Raw genomic sequence first — 16,491 nt, forward strand, 5'->3', positions numbered from 1 at the left:
AGCTCTGGAACGACACCCGTCAGACCTGAAAAAAAGCCTTAATACATTCGCCATGTGTACACAGACTCTCAGTACACCAGCCTCTGAGCCGACATGTGTCAGGAAGTCAGATTAAAGGTTGATCTTTGTTCACCACACATATACTGTATATCCATACAGTAACCTAGTGAGCGAAGACATTATGCGTACTCATTTCCTGAAATCTCAGTCTGTTAGTCGTAACATGCATGCTTCCGCATCTGCGTCCTCTGGCTCGACTTGTGCGAATGGCCTGATCAGCGAACTGATTTACAGTGAGAATCAACCTGACATGACTCAATTGCTGCTGCTGCCTTTGTTGCAGCAGCTGGGGATGCAGTCTCGCTGGCAGTTATGGCTGACACCGCAACAGAAGCTCAGCCGCGACTGGTTACAGCGCTCCGGGTTACCCCTTGATAAAGTCATGCAGTCTCCCTACTGCGGTACGATCACCACGGTAGAAGCCATGATCAAAGCATTGCAGACAGGGAATTACAGTGTGGTTTTAGGCTGGCTGGATGAAGAAGTATCAGAAGTGGATCGTCAACGCTTGCAAGAAGCAGCAAGTTCAGGGCAGGCACTGGGGTTAATTATGCGCTCAGAAAATAGCATTTACTCCTCAGCCAGACCGCTTAATGGATTAAGAATTCACTCATCTTTGTATCATTAAGTAAAAATAAGATTTTTCTCAGACTTTATCTCTGCCAGACCCTTCTTAACAGGCTAATAATGTTATGACGCGGTGCGACAACGGTTTAGCTGGGTTCTCAGACCTGTTTTTGAGCAAAGAATTCACCCTCAAATGTTAAAAAATGTGTATGAAACGCTGTTTTTTTGCTGACCATCGTCACATCATACTTGTAAGTTTGCTGGTACGTTGTAGACTTTAGCTCGCCAGGGTGCTCAATAACCTCCATTTTTTGGAAGAGTCACAATCGAGCTTCTCAACCCGGCGAAGGATTAAATCAAAGAGCTAATTTAAAGCTCATTGCCTATTTGGATGATAACGAGGCGCAAAAATGAAAAAGACAGCTATCGCAATTGCAGTGGCACTGGCTGGCTTCGCTACCGTAGCGCAGGCCGCCCCTAAAGATGACACCTGGTACACCGGTGCTAAACTGGGCTGGTCTCAGTACCACGACAAAGGTTACTACGGTAACGGTTACCAAGATAACGACGGCCCATCACATGAAAGCCAGCTCGGCGCTGGTGCATTTGGTGGCTATCAGGCAAACCAGTACCTGGGCTTCGAGCTGGGTTACGACTGGTTAGGCCGCATGCCTAACAAAGGCAACAACGTCAACGGCGCTTTCAAAGCGCAGGGCGTTCAGCTGGCAGCTAAATTAAGCTACCCAGTTGCTGACGATCTGGACGTGTACACTCGTCTGGGCGGCATGGTATGGCGTGCAGACTCCACCCAGAACGCTAACGGCACTCGTATCAGCGACCACGACACCGGCGTTTCTCCGCTGGCTGCTGTTGGTGTTGAATACGCAGTGACCAAAAACTGGGCAACTCGTCTGGATTACCAGTGGGTTAACAACATCGGTGACGCAGGTACCGTTGGTGCGCGTCCTGATAACTCAATGCTGAGTGTTGGCGTTTCCTACCGTTTCGGTCAGGATGATGCAGTAGCACCAGTTGTTGCTCCGGCTCCGGCTCCAGCGCCAGTTGTTGAAACCAAGCGTTTCACCCTGAAGTCTGACGTTCTGTTCAACTTCAACAAGGCCACTCTGAAGCCAGAAGGTCAGCAGGCTCTGGATCAGCTGTATACCCAGCTGAGCAATCTGGATCCTAAAGACGGCTCTGTTGTCGTTCTGGGCTACACTGACCGTATCGGTTCAGAGCAGTACAACCAGAAACTGTCTGAAAAACGCGCTCAGTCTGTTGTAGACTACCTCGTGTCTAAAGGCATCCCTGCTAACAAGATCTCTGCACGTGGCGAGGGTAAATCTAACCCTGTTACCGGCAGCACCTGTGACAGCGTGAAAGGCCGTAACGCCCAGATCGACTGCCTGGCGCCAGACCGTCGCGTAGAAATCGAAGTTAAAGGCATCAAAGACGTTGTAACTCAGCCACAGGCTTAAGTTATCTCGTTAAAAAAACCCCGCTCCGGCGGGGTTTTTTATTGGCTGAATAAGGTGAAAAAGAGGAAGGGATAAGGCATATGTCGATTTTATTCAGGCTTGCCCAAAATCGCTTTTAGATCCTGCTTCAGCGAGGACATCTGGCTGGCATACTGCTCTTTACGTTCTGCATCTTCAATTAACTGCACTATCGTCTCAGACAACGTACTATTTCGACGCTGCGCAAGACCAGCCAACCGCTGCCAAACCAGATATTCCAGATCGATAGATTTCTTACGCGTATGCTGATGTTCGGCATTAAAATGACGTTTGCGACGCGCACGGATAGTCTGCTTCATGCGATTTTCAAGCAGCGGATTAATATGCTGGCTGATCCATTTCAATACCTCTACTGGTCGATTTTCCATCACCAGTAGCTCATCGACGGCGGCCTGCGCTGCACTTGACTCGATATAACGCGTGATCAATTCACCTTCACGGTGTTTTTTGACCAGGTATTTCCATTTCCATCCGCTTTCAAGATTTTCCAGTTGCTGGTATTTCATCGGAATCTCATGCTGACCACATTACGAATTAAGAATAACAGCTTTTTTTCATCAGGCTGTAAAGAAAACAGGGACATCAGCGTCAATGTTAACGCAAGCAGCGCAGATGTGCATGTGCACTGTGCTTAACCGGCTGAAATATTGTATAATGCCGCTTTTAATCATCTAAGAAAAATACGATAACTTTGACCAACAACCGATTAGAGTGGCGCGCCCTACAGCCCGATACAGAACGCTTCCAGCATCTCCTCTCGCAGGCCTATGCTGCCGATACAGAGTGCTTTGCATCCGTGCAGGCACGCCTGTTTAATGGCTTGAGCCTGCTACTGCAAACCCCGGCCAAAGTACCGCTAATGCTGGTCAAAAGCCCTGAGAGCGCTGAATATCTCGCTTTATTGCAGGATATTCTTTCCTCTCTTACTGTCGATGATGATGATGTTCCGGCCTTATTTGGTGGCCAATATGACATCAGCGAACACGCGGTAAACTGGCGTCCGGCGGAAAACGCTGCGGATAATTTCGCCAGCGAAGGGGGAGTTCATCAGGCTGAATGGATTGAAGCCGAACAACTCTTTGGCTGTGTACGCATCCATCAGTCTACGATAACGCTGTCACCAGGTCTGGTACATCGTGCCAATGGCGGAGTATTGATCCTGTCAATGCGTGCCCTGATGGCGCAACCGCTGCTGTGGCTGCGGCTAAAACAGATCATGGTTAATCAACGGTTTGACTGGTATTCCCAGGATGAAACCCGTCCTCTGCCATTAGCGATCCCATCCATGCCAATGCAGTTCCGCCTGGTACTGGTGGGTGAACGCGATGTGCTGGCAGATTTCCAGGATATGGAGCCTGAACTGGCAGGGCTATCGCTGTACAGCGAGTTCGAAGACAATATTCAACTCGTGGACGAAGAGGAATTCAACCACTGGTTACAGTGGGTGCAAAGTGTTGCCCACAGTCTTGGCTATCCCTCTCCTGCGCCTGATTTCTGGCCAGTGTTGATCCGTGAGGCCGCACGCTATACCGGCGATCAGGATACCCTTCCACTGGATCCTCAATGGCTGGGCCGACAGTTACAGGAAGCCGCACTATACAGCGAAGACAACCAGCTCACTGCCGAAAATCTTCAGGATGCCCTCAGCACGCGCGAATGGCGTGAAGGTTTCCTGCCTGAGCGCATTCGTGACGAGATCCTGCTTGATCAGATTCTGATTGAAACAGAAGGCGAGATGATCGGTCAGATCAACGCCTTATCGGTCATGGAGTTCCCAGGCCATCCTCGCGCATTTGGTGAACCTTCACGCATTAGCTGCGTCGTTCATGTAGGCGATGGTGAGTTCACCGACGTAGAGCGCAAAGCCGAGCTTGGCGGTAATATTCATGCCAAAGGTATGATGATCATGCAGGCATGGCTGATTGCAGAGCTGGAGCTTGAGCAACAGCTGCCGTTTTCTGCCTCAATCGTTTTTGAGCAATCCTACTCCGAAGTCGATGGTGACAGCGCCTCCCTGGCTGAGCTGTGTGCACTGATCAGTGCCCTCGCCTCACAGCCGCTCAATCAACAGCTGGCTGTGACGGGTTCCGTCGATCAGTTTGGTCGCGTGCAGCCTGTTGGCGGGCTGAATGAAAAAATTGAAGGCTTCTTCCACATCTGTAATCAACGCACATTAAGCGGAACCCAGGGGGTCATTATTCCTGCGGCCAATGTGCGTCACCTCTCGCTTCAGCAGGAGGTGGTTGATGCCGTTCGTGAAGGTAAATTCCATCTGTGGGCCGTCTCCAGCGTTGATGAAGCTCTGCCGCTGTTAACGGGTGTAGAGTGGGACAAAGAGACAGGAGCGTGCCTGTTACGTTCGATTCAGGACCGTATCGCACAGATACTTCACCCTGAACCACGCCATCGACCGTGGCCGTTGCGTTGGTTAAACTGGTTTACGCCCGGCTGATCGGACTTGTCCGGCGTACACGTGTAAGCTAAACTCCCTGCTTCATTAAAATAAGGCTTATTGAAAACATGGTAGATAAACGCGAATCCTATACAAAAGAAGACCTGATTGCCTCTGGTCGCGGTGAACTGTTTGGCGCGGAAGGCCCGCCATTGCCAGCTGGCAATATGTTGATGATGGACCGCGTGGTTAAAATGACCGAAGACGGCGGTAACTACGGTAAAGGCTTCGTTGAAGCTGAACTGGATATCAATCCTGACCTGTGGTTCTTCGGCTGCCATTTTATCGGTGACCCGGTCATGCCAGGCTGCCTCGGCCTTGATGCTATGTGGCAGTTGGTTGGTTTCTACCTCGGCTGGTTAGGCGCTGAAGGTAAAGGTCGTGCGTTGGGCGTGGGTGAAGTGAAATTTACCGGCCAGGTTCTGCCAACCGCGAAGAAAGTGTCTTACCGTATTCATTTCAAACGCGTTATCAACCGTAAACTGGTGATGGGCGTGGCAGATGGCGAAGTACTGGTCGATGGTAACGTGATTTACACCGCTACTGACCTGAAAGTGGGCCTGTTCAAAGACACCACCGCGTTCTAAGTCTCTCACTGCTTTCTGATATCCAAAATAATTCGAGTTGTATTAAGGCGGCAAAAGAAGGAATCCCGATGAGCTGAGTGAAGTCAGTGATTCGGGTGACTGAAAGCAGCCAACGCAGAGACAACTTGAAGTATGAAGGATAAAAATGAAAACCTCCGCATAAGCGGAGGTTTTTCCCTTTCTCTGACAGGTGTTACGCGGTAACCGACCTGTCCTCCATGGCTTGTCGCCAACCTCCCAACCAGTGAGATCGAGCATCCAGCATTTGATACGGACACATCTCTTTTGAGCGTCCTGTAATGCCTGCGTGATAACCCCGTGATTGTGCCCGATCCAGGCGATCTCGTTTCTGTCTCTTCATGCCGCGTTTCCCTCATTTAGTCTGGTGGAATCTGGTGGAAAGATACAGTGGTTACGTTTCGCGCAACCACTCATAAGTTCTACCGCGACTTTCAGTAAAGATCAACGCGCAAATTTCACGCCAATGTCATGAATGTGTATCAAACCCATGATGATTTCTCGCCACTGCTCGCTGAAAAAACACTGCTATCTGACTGAATGGCAATAAAAAAGCCTTTGATGCCACAGAAATCAGGTTCTGCAACAATCAAAGGCTTAGTACGTTAGTTAATTTTTTCTTATTGTTCGCGAATTATCGCATTAGCGACCTGCCCCGCAATCTGCTGCCATCCTTTAGCCAGGGTTCTTACTAACCCATCGTAACCATCTTCGCTTTGCGGTAGTACCAGCGTAAACGGCTGCTTTTGCAGTTTCCCATTGTGTTCAAGTATCCATTCACCACTGATCACCGCCTGTCCATCATAGCGACCATGGAAACCCGTTACGGTGACATTGAGCGTATCGTGTTGCTGTCCCAGTGGAGAAGACGAGACCAGCGCTCCCGGCAACGCCGTGCTGAGATTGGTCACCAGCGTTTGCTGCAACTGTTGATCCAGCGGGCTGGCCCACTGGTTATTCGCCGCTATCACGAACTGGACATCATTGCTCTGGTAGACCACACCATTCCCGGCAAGGTAATCCGGCACCGATACGCGTTCTATCCATACTGGCGTCGCCACGTTCCGACTGGCCACAACAGCCGTGCTGCCCGCCGTTGGCAATTGGTAGTAAGCCGTTTTGGGGGTGCTGCAAGCACTCAGTGCCAGCACAAAAGCTACGGGGATCCATTTCATCATTATTTCGCCCTCTTCGGCTGTGGGTCCTGACCGGGTTTGGCTTCGAATACCAACGCATTACTCTTGGTGTTGAGCGTTTTTAATACAGGCTGCAATTCACGCAGGACCTGATCGAGACGCTGCATATCTCCCACCATCTTATTGTAAGCCGGTGAGCCTGGCTGGAAGCCCTTCATGCTGCGATTCAGTTCACGCAGCGTGCTTTGCATATCCGCCGGTAGCTCTTTCATCGACTGGCTGGAAGTGATCTGATTAAGACTGTCGAGCGTTTTCTGCATTTCACGCAACGTACGCTGGCTCTCTTTCAACGTGCCGGTCGCTTCGTTCAGCAACGGATTCAGCGGCAGACTGTTAATCTTATCCAGAGATTCCATCAGCTTCTGCTGAATTTGCGCCAGGCCACCGCTGACCGTTGGGATCAGCTGATAGTCAGCAAACGTTGTCGGACCGCTAACAGGTTTCGCGTTGTTGTAGAAATCGAGATCGACATACAATGCGCCCGTCAACAGATTGGCAGACTTCAGTGAAGCTCGTAGCCCACTTTTGATACCGTCTTTCAGATGCTGCTCAATATTGAAATCATTACCTAAGCGATTCTCGAAGCGGTCCGGTTCAATACGGATCAGAACTGGAATGCGGTAATCATTATTCAGACGCTGAGCAAGGCCTGGCATGGTAAATGGTACCTCCGCGACCGTCCCCAGACGGATACCGCGGAACTCGACTGGCGCGCCTTTTTGCAGACCACGAATAGAGTCGTTAAAGAACAGCAGGAAGTCTTTGTGTTCGGTATAGAGTGAATCCTGAATGCTGCGCTGGTCGTTGAACAGCCGGTATTCCGCTTTGTTTTCAACCCGCTCGCCGCGCTCCCAGCCTTCTGGTACATCAAAGCTGACACCACCGCTGAACAGAGTCGTCAGCGATCCCATCTCCACACGCATTCCTGAAGCCGACATATCCACCGCTATTCCGCTGTCTTTCCAGAAGCGAACGTTGCTGGTCACCAGGCGGTCATAAGGTGCGGAAATAAACAACTGATAGGTCATCATGCGCTTGTCCGCATCAAAGGCGCTGGTTTCAACAGACCCCACGCGATAACCACGGAACAGCACCGGGTCACCCGCATTAAGCTGGCCTGCTTTTTCACTGTCGAGGGTAATGCGGATACCTTTAGCATCCAGCGGCGCCAGTGGGGGTGAATCCAGCAGTTCATACTGCGCCGCTTTTTCACCTTTGGCCCCCGGCTGAAGTTCAATGTAGGCACCCGACAGCAGCGTTCCCAGCCCGGTGATCCCTTCACGACCAATAGCGGGTTTCACCACCCAAAAAGCGCTGTCTTCACGCAGCAGTTTTTCCATGCCGGAATTAAGCCGTGCCTTGATTTCCACATGGTGCAAATCGTCAGTTAGCACGGCACTTTCGACCACCCCGACGTTAACGCTGCGGCTTTTAATCAGGGTTTTCCCCCCTTCAATACCTTCAGCGTTGGTCGTAATCAACGTAACTACCGGGCCCTGATGGCTAAAGTGATAAAACAAAATCCATGCGCCTATCAAGACGGTGACGATGGGGATGATCCACACCGGCGACCAGCGCTTTATCTTATCTACCGTGGCTACGCCGTGGTTATTGTCCGTCACTTGCAGGCTCCTCAGTCTTCTTTTCTTGTATCCGGTCCCAGGTGAGACGGGGATCAAACGTCATGGCGGCAAACATCGTCAGGATCACCACCAGGGCAAACAGCACCGCACCACTGGCTGGATAAATACTCATCAACTGCCCCATTCGCACCAGTGCCGATAACACGGCAATCACGAATACGTCAATCATTGACCAGCGCCCGACGAACTCAACAACCTCATATATTTTATGCATTTTATCACTGTCGTCCCGGTTGCTGTCGCGCTCGTTGGCATGCCAGCACAACCAGCCGATGGCCATCATTTTCAGCGTTGGGACCATGATACTGGCGATAAAAATCACCAGCGCCACCGGGTAGGATCCATCACTCCACAGCAGGATCACGCCAGCCATAATGGTTGAGGTGATTTTATTGCCCAGCGCCTCGGTAATCATGATCGGCATCAGATTGGCCGGGATATAGAGCAAGATTGATGTCATCAATAAAGCGAGTGTCCATTGCAGGCTGTGCTTTCGTCTGACATGCCCATGAACCCCACAGCGCGGACATTCCAACGTATCGCTGGCGAGTACCGCAGTACAACAACTGCAGGAACGCAGCCCCTGACGCAAGCCACTCACGGCGGGTAATGGCGTGAAGGGAAGCACAGGCAATGGGGCGACCCGCAGCCATAATGTACGGCGATCAATACACTGAAACGCTCTGAGCTGTAACAGGCAGAACAGGCACCAGGGGATAAAACTGGTGCCAATGCCGATATCACCATAAGCCATAAGCTTTACAAAGCTCACCAACACACCGGCGAGAAAGATCTCCGCCATGCCCCAGGTTTTCAGCTGAAACAGCACGCGTGCCAGAGTGCGTTTCAGCCCCTGTGGCAACGTAATATCATTCACTAAGAGCAGGATCACCAGCATACAGAAGGCCGGAACCCCCTGAACAAACAGCAAAAACAGCGTCGCAAGGCTACTGTAGTCATCGGAAATCATCACCTGAGGTATTTTGGTCAGGGTGATTTCACTGCTGAGTCCGGCAACATGCATATTGATGAAAGGGAATAAGTTAGCCAGCAGCAGCATAAACAGTGCTGCCAGCGCATAGGCCGTTGGCCGCTTTCGCGGCTCAACCCAGTTAGACTGAAGTGTGGTATGACAACGTGGGCAGCTTGCCTTGCTGCCCGGCCGGATATCTGGCAACTGTGTCATCAGGTCACACTGTGGGCAAAGCATCCATTGATGCGCGTGGTGCGACGAACACATACCTGACCCTCGATAATTTCAGAACAGCAGTATCAGGCGCCGTTGCTTAACGACTCCAGGTATTCCCAACGTTCGAAAGCGACTTCCAGCTCCTGTTCAGCCTTGGCGAGCGAATCCAGTACAGGCTGGGTCACATCATGGGGCTGGTTGAAGAAGTTAGCATCGGCAACCTGCGTCTGATACGTTTCAAGACGGACTTCCAGCTCTTCCATTTTCTTCGGCAGTTGTTCGAGTTCACGCTGCAAATTGTAGCTTAACTTAGCCGCAGGTTTTTTTGCGGCGTCAGTTTTTGCGTTTTCCTGACGCGGCTGCGCACTGGTGGATTTTGCGCTGGCGCGGTTTTGTTTATAGGCACTACGCTGCAGCTGCGCATCGTGGTAGCCGCCAACAAACGCACCGATTTCACCATTGCCTTCAAAGATCCAGCATTCGGTCACGGTGTTATCAACAAACTGACGATCGTGGCTCACCAGCAGAACGGTGCCCTGATAACCATCAACCAACTCTTCCAGCAGCTCAAGCGTTTCCACATCGAGGTCGTTGGTCGGTTCATCGAGGATCAGCAGGTTGCTTGGCTTAAGGAACAGACGTGCCAGCAACAGGCGGTTACGCTCACCACCAGACAAAGCACGCACCGGCGTCATCGCGCGTTTAGGGTGGAACAGGAACTCCTGCAGGTAGCCCAGCACGTGGCGTGGCTTACCATTTACCATCACTTCCTGTTTACCCTCTGCCAGGTTGTCCATGACCGTGCGATCCGGGTCCAGGTCCGCGCGGTGCTGGTCAAAGTAGGCGACTTCAAGCTTGGTGCCAATATGCACGCGGCCGCTATCAGCCTTGAGCTCATCGAGCATCAACTTCAGCATGGTCGTTTTGCCACAGCCGTTAGAGCCGATCAGGGCAATTTTATCACCGCGTTGTACCTGGCGGGAGAAATCACGCACCAGTTGTTTACCACCCACCGCATAGCTGACGTTTTCCAGCTCGAAGACAATCTTGCCGGAGCGAGAAGCCTCTTCGACCTGCATATTGGCTTTACCCATCACTTCACGGCGATCGGAACGCTCACGGCGTAACGCTTTAAGCGCACGAACACGCCCTTCGTTACGCGTACGGCGCGCTTTGATGCCCTGACGGATCCACACTTCTTCCTGCGCCAGTTTGCGGTCGAATTCGGCGTTCTGCATTTCTTCAACACGCAGCGCTTCTTCCTTGCTGGTCAGATACAGATCGTAATCGCCCGGCCAGGAAACCAGCTTGCCACGGTCCAGATCAACAATGCGCGTCGCCATGTTGCGAATAAACGAACGGTCATGCGAAATGAAGATGATGCTGCCCTGGAATGTTTTCAGGAACGTTTCCAGCCAGTCGATAGTTTCAATATCGAGGTGGTTAGTGGGTTCATCCAGCATCAGCACTTTCGGATTGCTGACCAGCGCGCGCCCAAGCGCAGCTTTACGCAACCATCCACCGGATAATGAGGACAGCTCGGCGTCCCCATCCAGACCGATTTGTTGCAGCACATCGTGAATACGGCTTTCCAGCTGCCACAGATTCTGGTGGTCAAGAATGCCCTGTAAGCGCGCCATCTCATTCAGGTTTCTGTCGCTCGGATCGTCCATCACTTTATGCGAGATCGCGTGATAGGCTTTCAGGTGTTCCGCCTGCTCTTCCACACCTTCCGCGACAAAATCATACACCGAGCCCTGCACATTACGTGGCGGATCCTGCTGGAGGCGTGCCACCACCAGGTCCTGCTCATAAATAATGCGCCCATCATCCAGCGGTTGTTCGCGGTTGATGATCTTCATCAGGGTGGATTTACCCGCCCCGTTACGTCCAACCAGACAAACACGCTCGTTTTCTTCGATGTGCAGTTCAGTGTTATCCAACAGCGGCGCATCGCTGAATGAGAGGTAAGCGCCATGAATACTGATTAGTGACATAAAAACTTATTCCTTACCGGCGTGAGTGATCAGCCAGCAGTTGTGAATTTGACGATTACGGGCAAAATCCTGCGACTGTGTTTTCGCAGTGATTTCAGTAGCAGCCAGGCCAAGAGCTTCCAGGCCGGCAGAATCCATTTTGAAGCCGCGTTTATTGTTGGAGAACATTACGGTGCCCCCTTTACGCAGCAGACGCTTCAGATCTTTCATCAGATCAAGATGATCGCGCTGCACGTCAAAGCTCTCTTCCATACGCTTGGAGTTAGAGAACGTCGGCGGATCGATAAAGATCAGATCAAACTGTTCATCCGCATCACGCAGCCAGCTCAGGCAGTCTGCCTGCATCAGACGGTGCTGACGCCCGGACAAACCGTTGAGACGCATATTGCGCTCGGCCCATTCGAGATAGGTACGCGACATATCGATCGTAGTCGTGCTGCGCGCGCCTCCCAGACCAGCATGAACGCTGGCGCTGCCGGTGTAAGCAAACAGGTTCAGGAAGTCTTTCCCTTTACTCATCTGCCCCAGCATTTTGCGGGCAACACGGTGGTCGAGGAACAGGCCAGTGTCGAGATAGTCCGTCAGATTAACCCATAATTTGGCGTTAAACTCACCGACTTCAAAGAAATCGCCCTTCTCGCCCAGTTTCTGATACTGATTTTTTCCTTTCTGTTTTTCACGGGTTTTCAGCACCAGTCGGTTAGCCGGCAGTTCGAGCACGCTGAGGGTTGCGGCAATCACATCAAACAGGCGCTGACGCGCTTTGGCTGGCTCGATGGTTTTCGGCGCCGCATATTCCTGCACCACAACCCAGTCGCCGTAGCGGTCGACCGCCACATTGTAGTCGGGCAGATCGGCATCGTAGACGCGATAGCATTCAATCCCTTCCTGACGCGCCCATTTATCCAGTTTCTTGGTATTTTTGCGCAGACGGTTGGCGTAGTCTTCTGCCAACTGGCCCGCAGCGGCACCGGTCGGATTTTCCGCCAACTGGTAGTTTTTCTGCACGCAATCCAGCGGGCCGTTCTTCGCTTTAAACTGGCGGTCGGCTCGCAATTGCAGGCAGCTCAGCAGCTCTGGTGAAGCACTGAACAGAGACAGGTTCCAGCCACCAAAATGCGTTTTCATAATACGGCCCAGCTGGCCGTGCAGCGCAATCAACGCAGGTTCACTGTCCAGACGCTCGCCGTACGGTGGGTTACTCAGCACCGTCCCGGTCACTCCCTGCGCCAGCGGGTTGGTCAACTTCAGCACGTCCTGGGTCGTGAACTCAATGAGGTCAGTCAGCCCGGCGTTACGGGCGTTGGCGCGGGCACGTTCGATCACCCGGGAGTCATTATCATAGCCGTAGAACCGCGACGTGGTTTCCTCTAACCCTTTACGGGCGCGTTCGTGTGCTTCGCGCGTCACATCGCTCCACAGGGACTGATTAAACTGGCTCCAGCCCGTAAAGCCCCAGTGTTTACGTTGCAGTCCTGGCGCACGATCGCTGGCGATCATTGCGGCTTCAATCAGCAAGGTCCCGGAACCACACATCGGATCCACCAGCGGCGATCCCACCTGCCAACCGGATCGCTGCACGATGGCCGCTGCCAGGTTCTCTTTCAACGGAGCCTGACCCGTCTGTTGGCGATAGCCGCGCTGATGCAGGCCGTCCCCGCTCAGATCCAGGGCAATACTGGCCGTATCTTTATTCAACCAGACGTTAACGCGAATATCCGCCTGCTCGCGGTCAACATTCGGGCGCGGCAGGTTTTTACGGGTAAAGCTATCAACGATAGCGTCTTTCACTTTCAACGCGCCGTACTGGCTATTACGGATCACCTCATTCAACCCGCTGAAATGCACCACGAAGGTTTGGTCGCTGCCAAACATGGCTGGCCAGTCAATCGCCTGCACCCCGAGATAAAGATCGAGGTCGCTGTAAACGCCGCATTCGGTTAGCGGCAGGAGGATACGTGAAGCCAGTCGGCTCCACATCAGACTCTGATACATCAGACGATCATCGCCCTGGAAATGTACGCCGCCCTGGACCACCTGGCAGCCTTCGGCCCCCAGCGCTTCCAGTTCACTTTTTAACAGCTCTTCGAGCCCACGCGCCGTACTGGCAAACAGAGAATTCATAGCGTCACTTATCGTCATCAGAAATTGCTGCGCATTATAGCTAATCATGACGTCATGTCATAAAGTTAGCGTTTATTACTGCAAAAACCCTGTAAATAACAGGGTCCGCGGTGGGCGCAATGGAGAATCGCCATGATCAGTCTGTCTCGTTTATTTGTTCATCCGGTTAAATCAATGCGAGGGATGCAGGTTTCCCATGCGCAGGCGCTGAACAGCGGTCTGGCCTTCGACCGTATCTTTATGCTGACCGAACCCGATGGCACCTTTATTACCGCGCGGCAATATCCTGAAATGGTGCTGTTTACCCCGGCGCTGATCGTCGACGGGTTACACCTGAGCGCGCCGGATGGCAGCAGTGCGACCGTGCGCTTTGAGGATTTCCTCAAGACTCCCGCGCCAACCGAAGTCTGGGGTAGCCAGTTCACCGCGTTAATCGCTCCCGACACGATTAATCAATGGCTGAGTGATTTTTTCCCGCGCCAGGTGCAGTTACGCTGGGTCGGCCCGGAGATGACCCGCCGGGTAAAACGCTTTGACGAGGTCCCATTGGGATTTGCTGACGGTTACCCGTTTCTGCTGGTCAATGAGGCCTCTTTGCACGATCTGCAACAACGTTGTCCGGCGGGGGTGAGAATGGAACAGTTTCGCCCCAACCTGGTGGTTAGCGGTGCGGGTGCATGGGCGGAAGATAGCTGGTCGTCATTACGTATCGGGGAAATTATCTTCGATGTGCCGAAACCCTGTAGCCGCTGTGTATTAACCACCGTCAGCACACAATATGGTCGTAAACATCCCGGCGGCGAGCCACTGAATACCTTACAGGGGTTTCGCAGTGCGCTGGATGGAAGCGGTGATATTGATTTTGGCCTTAACCTGGTGGCTCGCAGCAGCGGCGTCGTTCGCGTGGGCGATAAAATTGAGGTGTTAACCAGCCATACGCCACGCGCTTACGGTGCAGGACGCGTAACAGAAACGCTGGAGGTTGCCACCGTTGCAGCCCGCGATGTGACCATCCACTGGCAGGGCCAGCATTTTACTGGTAACAATCAACAGGTATTGCTGGAACAGCTGGAGCTTCAGGGCATTAAAGTGCCTTATTCCTGCCGCTCAGGTATCTGCGGAAGTTGCAAAGTCACACTGGTCAGTGGGGAAGTGAAAGCGATGAAAAAAGGGGCGATACGTCAGGACGGCAGCGTATTAAGCTGTAGCTGTATTCCGGCGGGCGATGTGGTGCTGCGCTAATAGCAAGCGCGGTGACTTACACCGCGCGTGCGAAGCGAATACCATCTGCACTGGCGTGAGGAAGCAAGCGATCATGCATAATTTTAATTGCATCACCCAATACCATTCCACGACCAGCCACAGTTAACTGCGCCTGCGCCAGCAGGCACAGTGCGGCGCTGTCACCAGACTCTACCACCAGCAGACTTGCCGATTCACCGCTGTCAGAGACCTTGACGTTGACCAGTTCACCGTCAGCCGGACGCCAGTTTCCCTGAATATAGCTGTCAAAATGCCAGCTTTTAGGCATCAATGGTTTCAGGAAACGCGTGGCCACCAGCGCATTCAGCACCAGCTCAGCTCGCTGATCGGCATTCAATTGCGTATCACGGCAGCGTTCGTCAAAGGTGAAAAACAGTGCAGCATCATCAACACAGAAACCGGAAACATCAAAAGCATCAGGCGTTAACATTTTGCGCGGAAAGCGGGAACGAAATAACATACCGTCCGCCAGGTCGAGCATCATCCGGTCATGTTCTTCGTCGAAAAACCAACGCCAGTTATCGTCTGGTTTTATCCTCATGATGGTTCCTGTATTAATACTTAGTTACAAGTAGCCGGAAAAGCATATTCCCTTTCCGGAAACCAGAGGCTTCGTTAACGCTCTCAGCTCGCTCTGTAAAATTTGAATATTGTCTGAACAGCACAAAATATAAACGAGAGAGCAGCGAAAATAAAGCCCCTGGCATATTTAACGCTAAATTAACCTAGAGATGAGTCACAATTTCTTTTATCAAAGGCGGACCTTTGTAAATAAATCCAGAATATATTTGCACCAGCGAAGCACCCGCCGTCATTTTTTCACGCGCCGAAACCAGTGAATCAATCCCACCAACGCCAATAATTGGGATGCGCCCCTGTAATTCCAGCGCCAGACGGCGAACGATTTCGGTACTGCGCAGCTGTACCGGACGACCACTTAGCCCACCCGCTTCTTCCGCGTGCTTTAATCCTTTTACCAGCTCACGATCGAGGGTGGTATTGGTCGCAATCACGCCATCAATATTGTGACGCACTAAACTGTCGGCCACCTGGATCAATTCTTCTTCAGAAAGATCCGGTGCGATCTTAACCGCCACAGGAACATATTTATGATGGATCTGTTGAAGATCGTTTTGACGGATTTTAATCGCCGCCAGCAAATCATCCAGCGCTTCGCCGTATTGTAAAGATCGTAAGCCTGGGGTGTTAGGTGAAGAGATATTGATGGCGATGTAGCCAGCATACGGATAAATCTTATCCATACAGGTTAAATAATCGTCTTTACCCTGCTCTACCGGGGTATCTTTATTCTTGCCAATATTAATGCCGAGGATACCGTCAAAATGGGCTTTTTTAACATTCTCTACCAGGTTATCAACGCCCATATTATTGAAGCCCATGCGGTTGATGATCCCTTCCGCTGCCACAATCCGGAACATACGCGGCTTATCATTGCCCGGCTGAGGGCGCGGCGTCACGGTACCAATTTCAATGGAACCAAACCCCATCGCACCAAATGCATCAATGCATTCGCCGTTTTTATCCAGACCAGCGGCCAGGCCCAGTGGATTCTTAAAGGTCAGTCCCATGCAGGTTACGGGCTTAAAAGGGAGCGACTGACGGATAAGACCCATCAGCGGGGTGCCGGAGATACGCTTCAACTGCTGCAAAGTCAGGTCATGCGCGCGCTCAGGATCGAGCTGAAACAGCGCCTTACGAACGAAAGGGTAATACATGGTCACTCCTGAGGTCCCGATGGAAAATCGGGGTCGTATTATCCGGGTTTCATGGGGTAAAGGGAAATGACCTGGCGCAAAAGCGGGCCTGAATCGACGGTTTTTTTACTTCATCAAGGCCGTTATGCCGCGCTATATGTGC

14 protein-coding genes are annotated in these 16,491 nt (G+C 52.0%); 5 read left to right on the plus strand and 9 right to left on the minus strand.

The window, feature by feature from the left end; genetic code table 11:
• Positions 1-181: 181 nt before the first annotated feature.
• Positions 182-688, plus strand: a complete 507-nt coding sequence (sulA, locus tag FVB43_RS23075; protein ID WP_133840999.1) for an SOS-induced cell division inhibitor SulA — start codon at positions 182-184, stop codon at positions 686-688.
• A 349-nt stretch (positions 689-1,037) separates the two neighbouring features.
• Positions 1,038-2,105 carry a porin OmpA gene (gene ompA / locus FVB43_RS23080; protein WP_159337121.1) on the plus strand — a complete coding sequence of 356 codons (1,068 nt, stop codon included), beginning with the start codon at positions 1,038-1,040 and terminating at the stop codon, positions 2,103-2,105.
• Between the two features lie 89 nt (positions 2,106-2,194).
• On the opposite strand, the gene matP is transcribed toward ompA, so the two are convergent.
• Entirely contained in the window at positions 2,195-2,650 is a 456-nt protein-coding gene (gene matP / locus FVB43_RS23085) for a macrodomain Ter protein MatP (protein ID WP_133841001.1), read from the minus strand.
• Positions 2,651-2,835: 185 nt separating this feature from the next.
• On the opposite strand from matP, the gene FVB43_RS23090 reads away from it, so the two are divergent.
• Together FVB43_RS23090 and fabA are read left to right on the plus strand one after the other, a co-directional pair.
• A complete protein-coding gene (locus tag FVB43_RS23090; protein WP_159337122.1) occupies positions 2,836-4,596 on the plus strand; it encodes an AAA family ATPase in 1,761 nt (586 codons plus the stop codon).
• A 68-nt stretch (positions 4,597-4,664) separates the two neighbouring features.
• Entirely contained in the window at positions 4,665-5,183 is a 519-nt protein-coding gene (gene fabA, locus FVB43_RS23095) for a bifunctional 3-hydroxydecanoyl-ACP dehydratase/trans-2-decenoyl-ACP isomerase (protein ID WP_133841003.1), read from the plus strand.
• Positions 5,184-5,376: 193 nt separating this feature from the next.
• Here the strand turns inward: fabA and rmf are convergent, their stop codons facing one another.
• The 6 genes from rmf to rlmKL form a co-directional block, all read right to left on the minus strand.
• Positions 5,377-5,544: a ribosome modulation factor gene (rmf, locus tag FVB43_RS23100; RefSeq protein WP_072277417.1), complete on the minus strand. Its 168-nt coding sequence runs from the start codon at positions 5,542-5,544 to the stop codon at positions 5,377-5,379.
• Between the two features lie 277 nt (positions 5,545-5,821).
• Positions 5,822-6,379, minus strand: a complete 558-nt coding sequence (pqiC, locus tag FVB43_RS23105; RefSeq protein ID WP_133841004.1) for a membrane integrity-associated transporter subunit PqiC — start codon at positions 6,377-6,379, stop codon at positions 5,822-5,824.
• The gene (gene pqiB / locus FVB43_RS23110) at positions 6,379-8,019 is read right to left on the minus strand and encodes an intermembrane transport protein PqiB (protein ID WP_167864852.1); all 1,641 of its coding nucleotides are present in this window, start codon (positions 8,017-8,019) and stop codon (positions 6,379-6,381) included. The genes pqiC and pqiB overlap by 1 nt, the downstream gene beginning before the upstream one ends.
• Positions 8,006-9,280: a membrane integrity-associated transporter subunit PqiA gene (gene pqiA / locus FVB43_RS23115; RefSeq protein WP_133841006.1), complete on the minus strand. Its 1,275-nt coding sequence runs from the start codon at positions 9,278-9,280 to the stop codon at positions 8,006-8,008. The genes pqiB and pqiA overlap by 14 nt, the downstream gene beginning before the upstream one ends.
• A gap of 32 nt (positions 9,281-9,312) precedes the next feature.
• Positions 9,313-11,226 carry an ABC transporter ATP-binding protein gene (locus FVB43_RS23120; protein WP_159337123.1) on the minus strand — a complete coding sequence of 638 codons (1,914 nt, stop codon included), beginning with the start codon at positions 11,224-11,226 and terminating at the stop codon, positions 9,313-9,315.
• Between the two features lie 6 nt (positions 11,227-11,232).
• Positions 11,233-13,350: a bifunctional 23S rRNA (guanine(2069)-N(7))-methyltransferase RlmK/23S rRNA (guanine(2445)-N(2))-methyltransferase RlmL gene (gene rlmKL, locus FVB43_RS23125; protein WP_133841008.1), complete on the minus strand. Its 2,118-nt coding sequence runs from the start codon at positions 13,348-13,350 to the stop codon at positions 11,233-11,235.
• Positions 13,351-13,482: 132 nt separating this feature from the next.
• Here rlmKL and FVB43_RS23130 point away from each other — a divergent pair, with 132 nt between their 5' ends.
• Positions 13,483-14,592, plus strand: a complete 1,110-nt coding sequence (locus FVB43_RS23130) for a YcbX family protein (RefSeq protein WP_133841009.1) — start codon at positions 13,483-13,485, stop codon at positions 14,590-14,592.
• A gap of 16 nt (positions 14,593-14,608) precedes the next feature.
• Here the strand turns inward: FVB43_RS23130 and FVB43_RS23135 are convergent, their stop codons facing one another.
• The gene (locus FVB43_RS23135) at positions 14,609-15,154 is read right to left on the minus strand and encodes a cell division protein ZapC (protein WP_133841010.1); all 546 of its coding nucleotides are present in this window, start codon (positions 15,152-15,154) and stop codon (positions 14,609-14,611) included.
• A 184-nt stretch (positions 15,155-15,338) separates the two neighbouring features.
• Positions 15,339-16,349 carry a quinone-dependent dihydroorotate dehydrogenase gene (pyrD, locus tag FVB43_RS23140; RefSeq protein WP_133841011.1) on the minus strand — a complete coding sequence of 337 codons (1,011 nt, stop codon included), beginning with the start codon at positions 16,347-16,349 and terminating at the stop codon, positions 15,339-15,341.
• Positions 16,350-16,491: the final 142 nt, after the last annotated feature.

Source organism: Erwinia rhapontici, from assembly GCF_012271765.1.
GTDB classification, from domain to species: Bacteria; Pseudomonadota; Gammaproteobacteria; order Enterobacterales; family Enterobacteriaceae; genus Erwinia; species Erwinia rhapontici.

What these genes read in the sequence shown, in the direction of transcription:
- pqiC (WP_133841004.1), bottom strand. Translation starts at nt 6,379, where the DNA reads ATGATGAAATGGATCCCCGTAGCTTTTGTGCTGGCACTGAGTGCTTGC.
- sulA (WP_133840999.1), top strand. Translation starts at nt 182, where the DNA reads ATGCGTACTCATTTCCTGAAATCTCAGTCTGTTAGTCGTAACATGCAT.
- pyrD (WP_133841011.1), bottom strand. Translation starts at nt 16,349, where the DNA reads ATGTATTACCCTTTCGTTCGTAAGGCGCTGTTTCAGCTCGATCCTGAG.
- fabA (WP_133841003.1), top strand. Translation starts at nt 4,665, where the DNA reads ATGGTAGATAAACGCGAATCCTATACAAAAGAAGACCTGATTGCCTCT.
- FVB43_RS23120 (WP_159337123.1), bottom strand. Translation starts at nt 11,226, where the DNA reads ATGTCACTAATCAGTATTCATGGCGCTTACCTCTCATTCAGCGATGCG.
- FVB43_RS23135 (WP_133841010.1), bottom strand. Translation starts at nt 15,154, where the DNA reads ATGAGGATAAAACCAGACGATAACTGGCGTTGGTTTTTCGACGAAGAA.
- rmf (WP_072277417.1), bottom strand. Translation starts at nt 5,544, where the DNA reads ATGAAGAGACAGAAACGAGATCGCCTGGATCGGGCACAATCACGGGGT.
- ompA (WP_159337121.1), top strand. Translation starts at nt 1,038, where the DNA reads ATGAAAAAGACAGCTATCGCAATTGCAGTGGCACTGGCTGGCTTCGCT.
- matP (WP_133841001.1), bottom strand. Translation starts at nt 2,650, where the DNA reads ATGAAATACCAGCAACTGGAAAATCTTGAAAGCGGATGGAAATGGAAA.
- FVB43_RS23130 (WP_133841009.1), top strand. Translation starts at nt 13,483, where the DNA reads ATGATCAGTCTGTCTCGTTTATTTGTTCATCCGGTTAAATCAATGCGA.
- rlmKL (WP_133841008.1), bottom strand. Translation starts at nt 13,350, where the DNA reads ATGAATTCTCTGTTTGCCAGTACGGCGCGTGGGCTCGAAGAGCTGTTA.
- pqiA (WP_133841006.1), bottom strand. Translation starts at nt 9,280, where the DNA reads ATGTGTTCGTCGCACCACGCGCATCAATGGATGCTTTGCCCACAGTGT.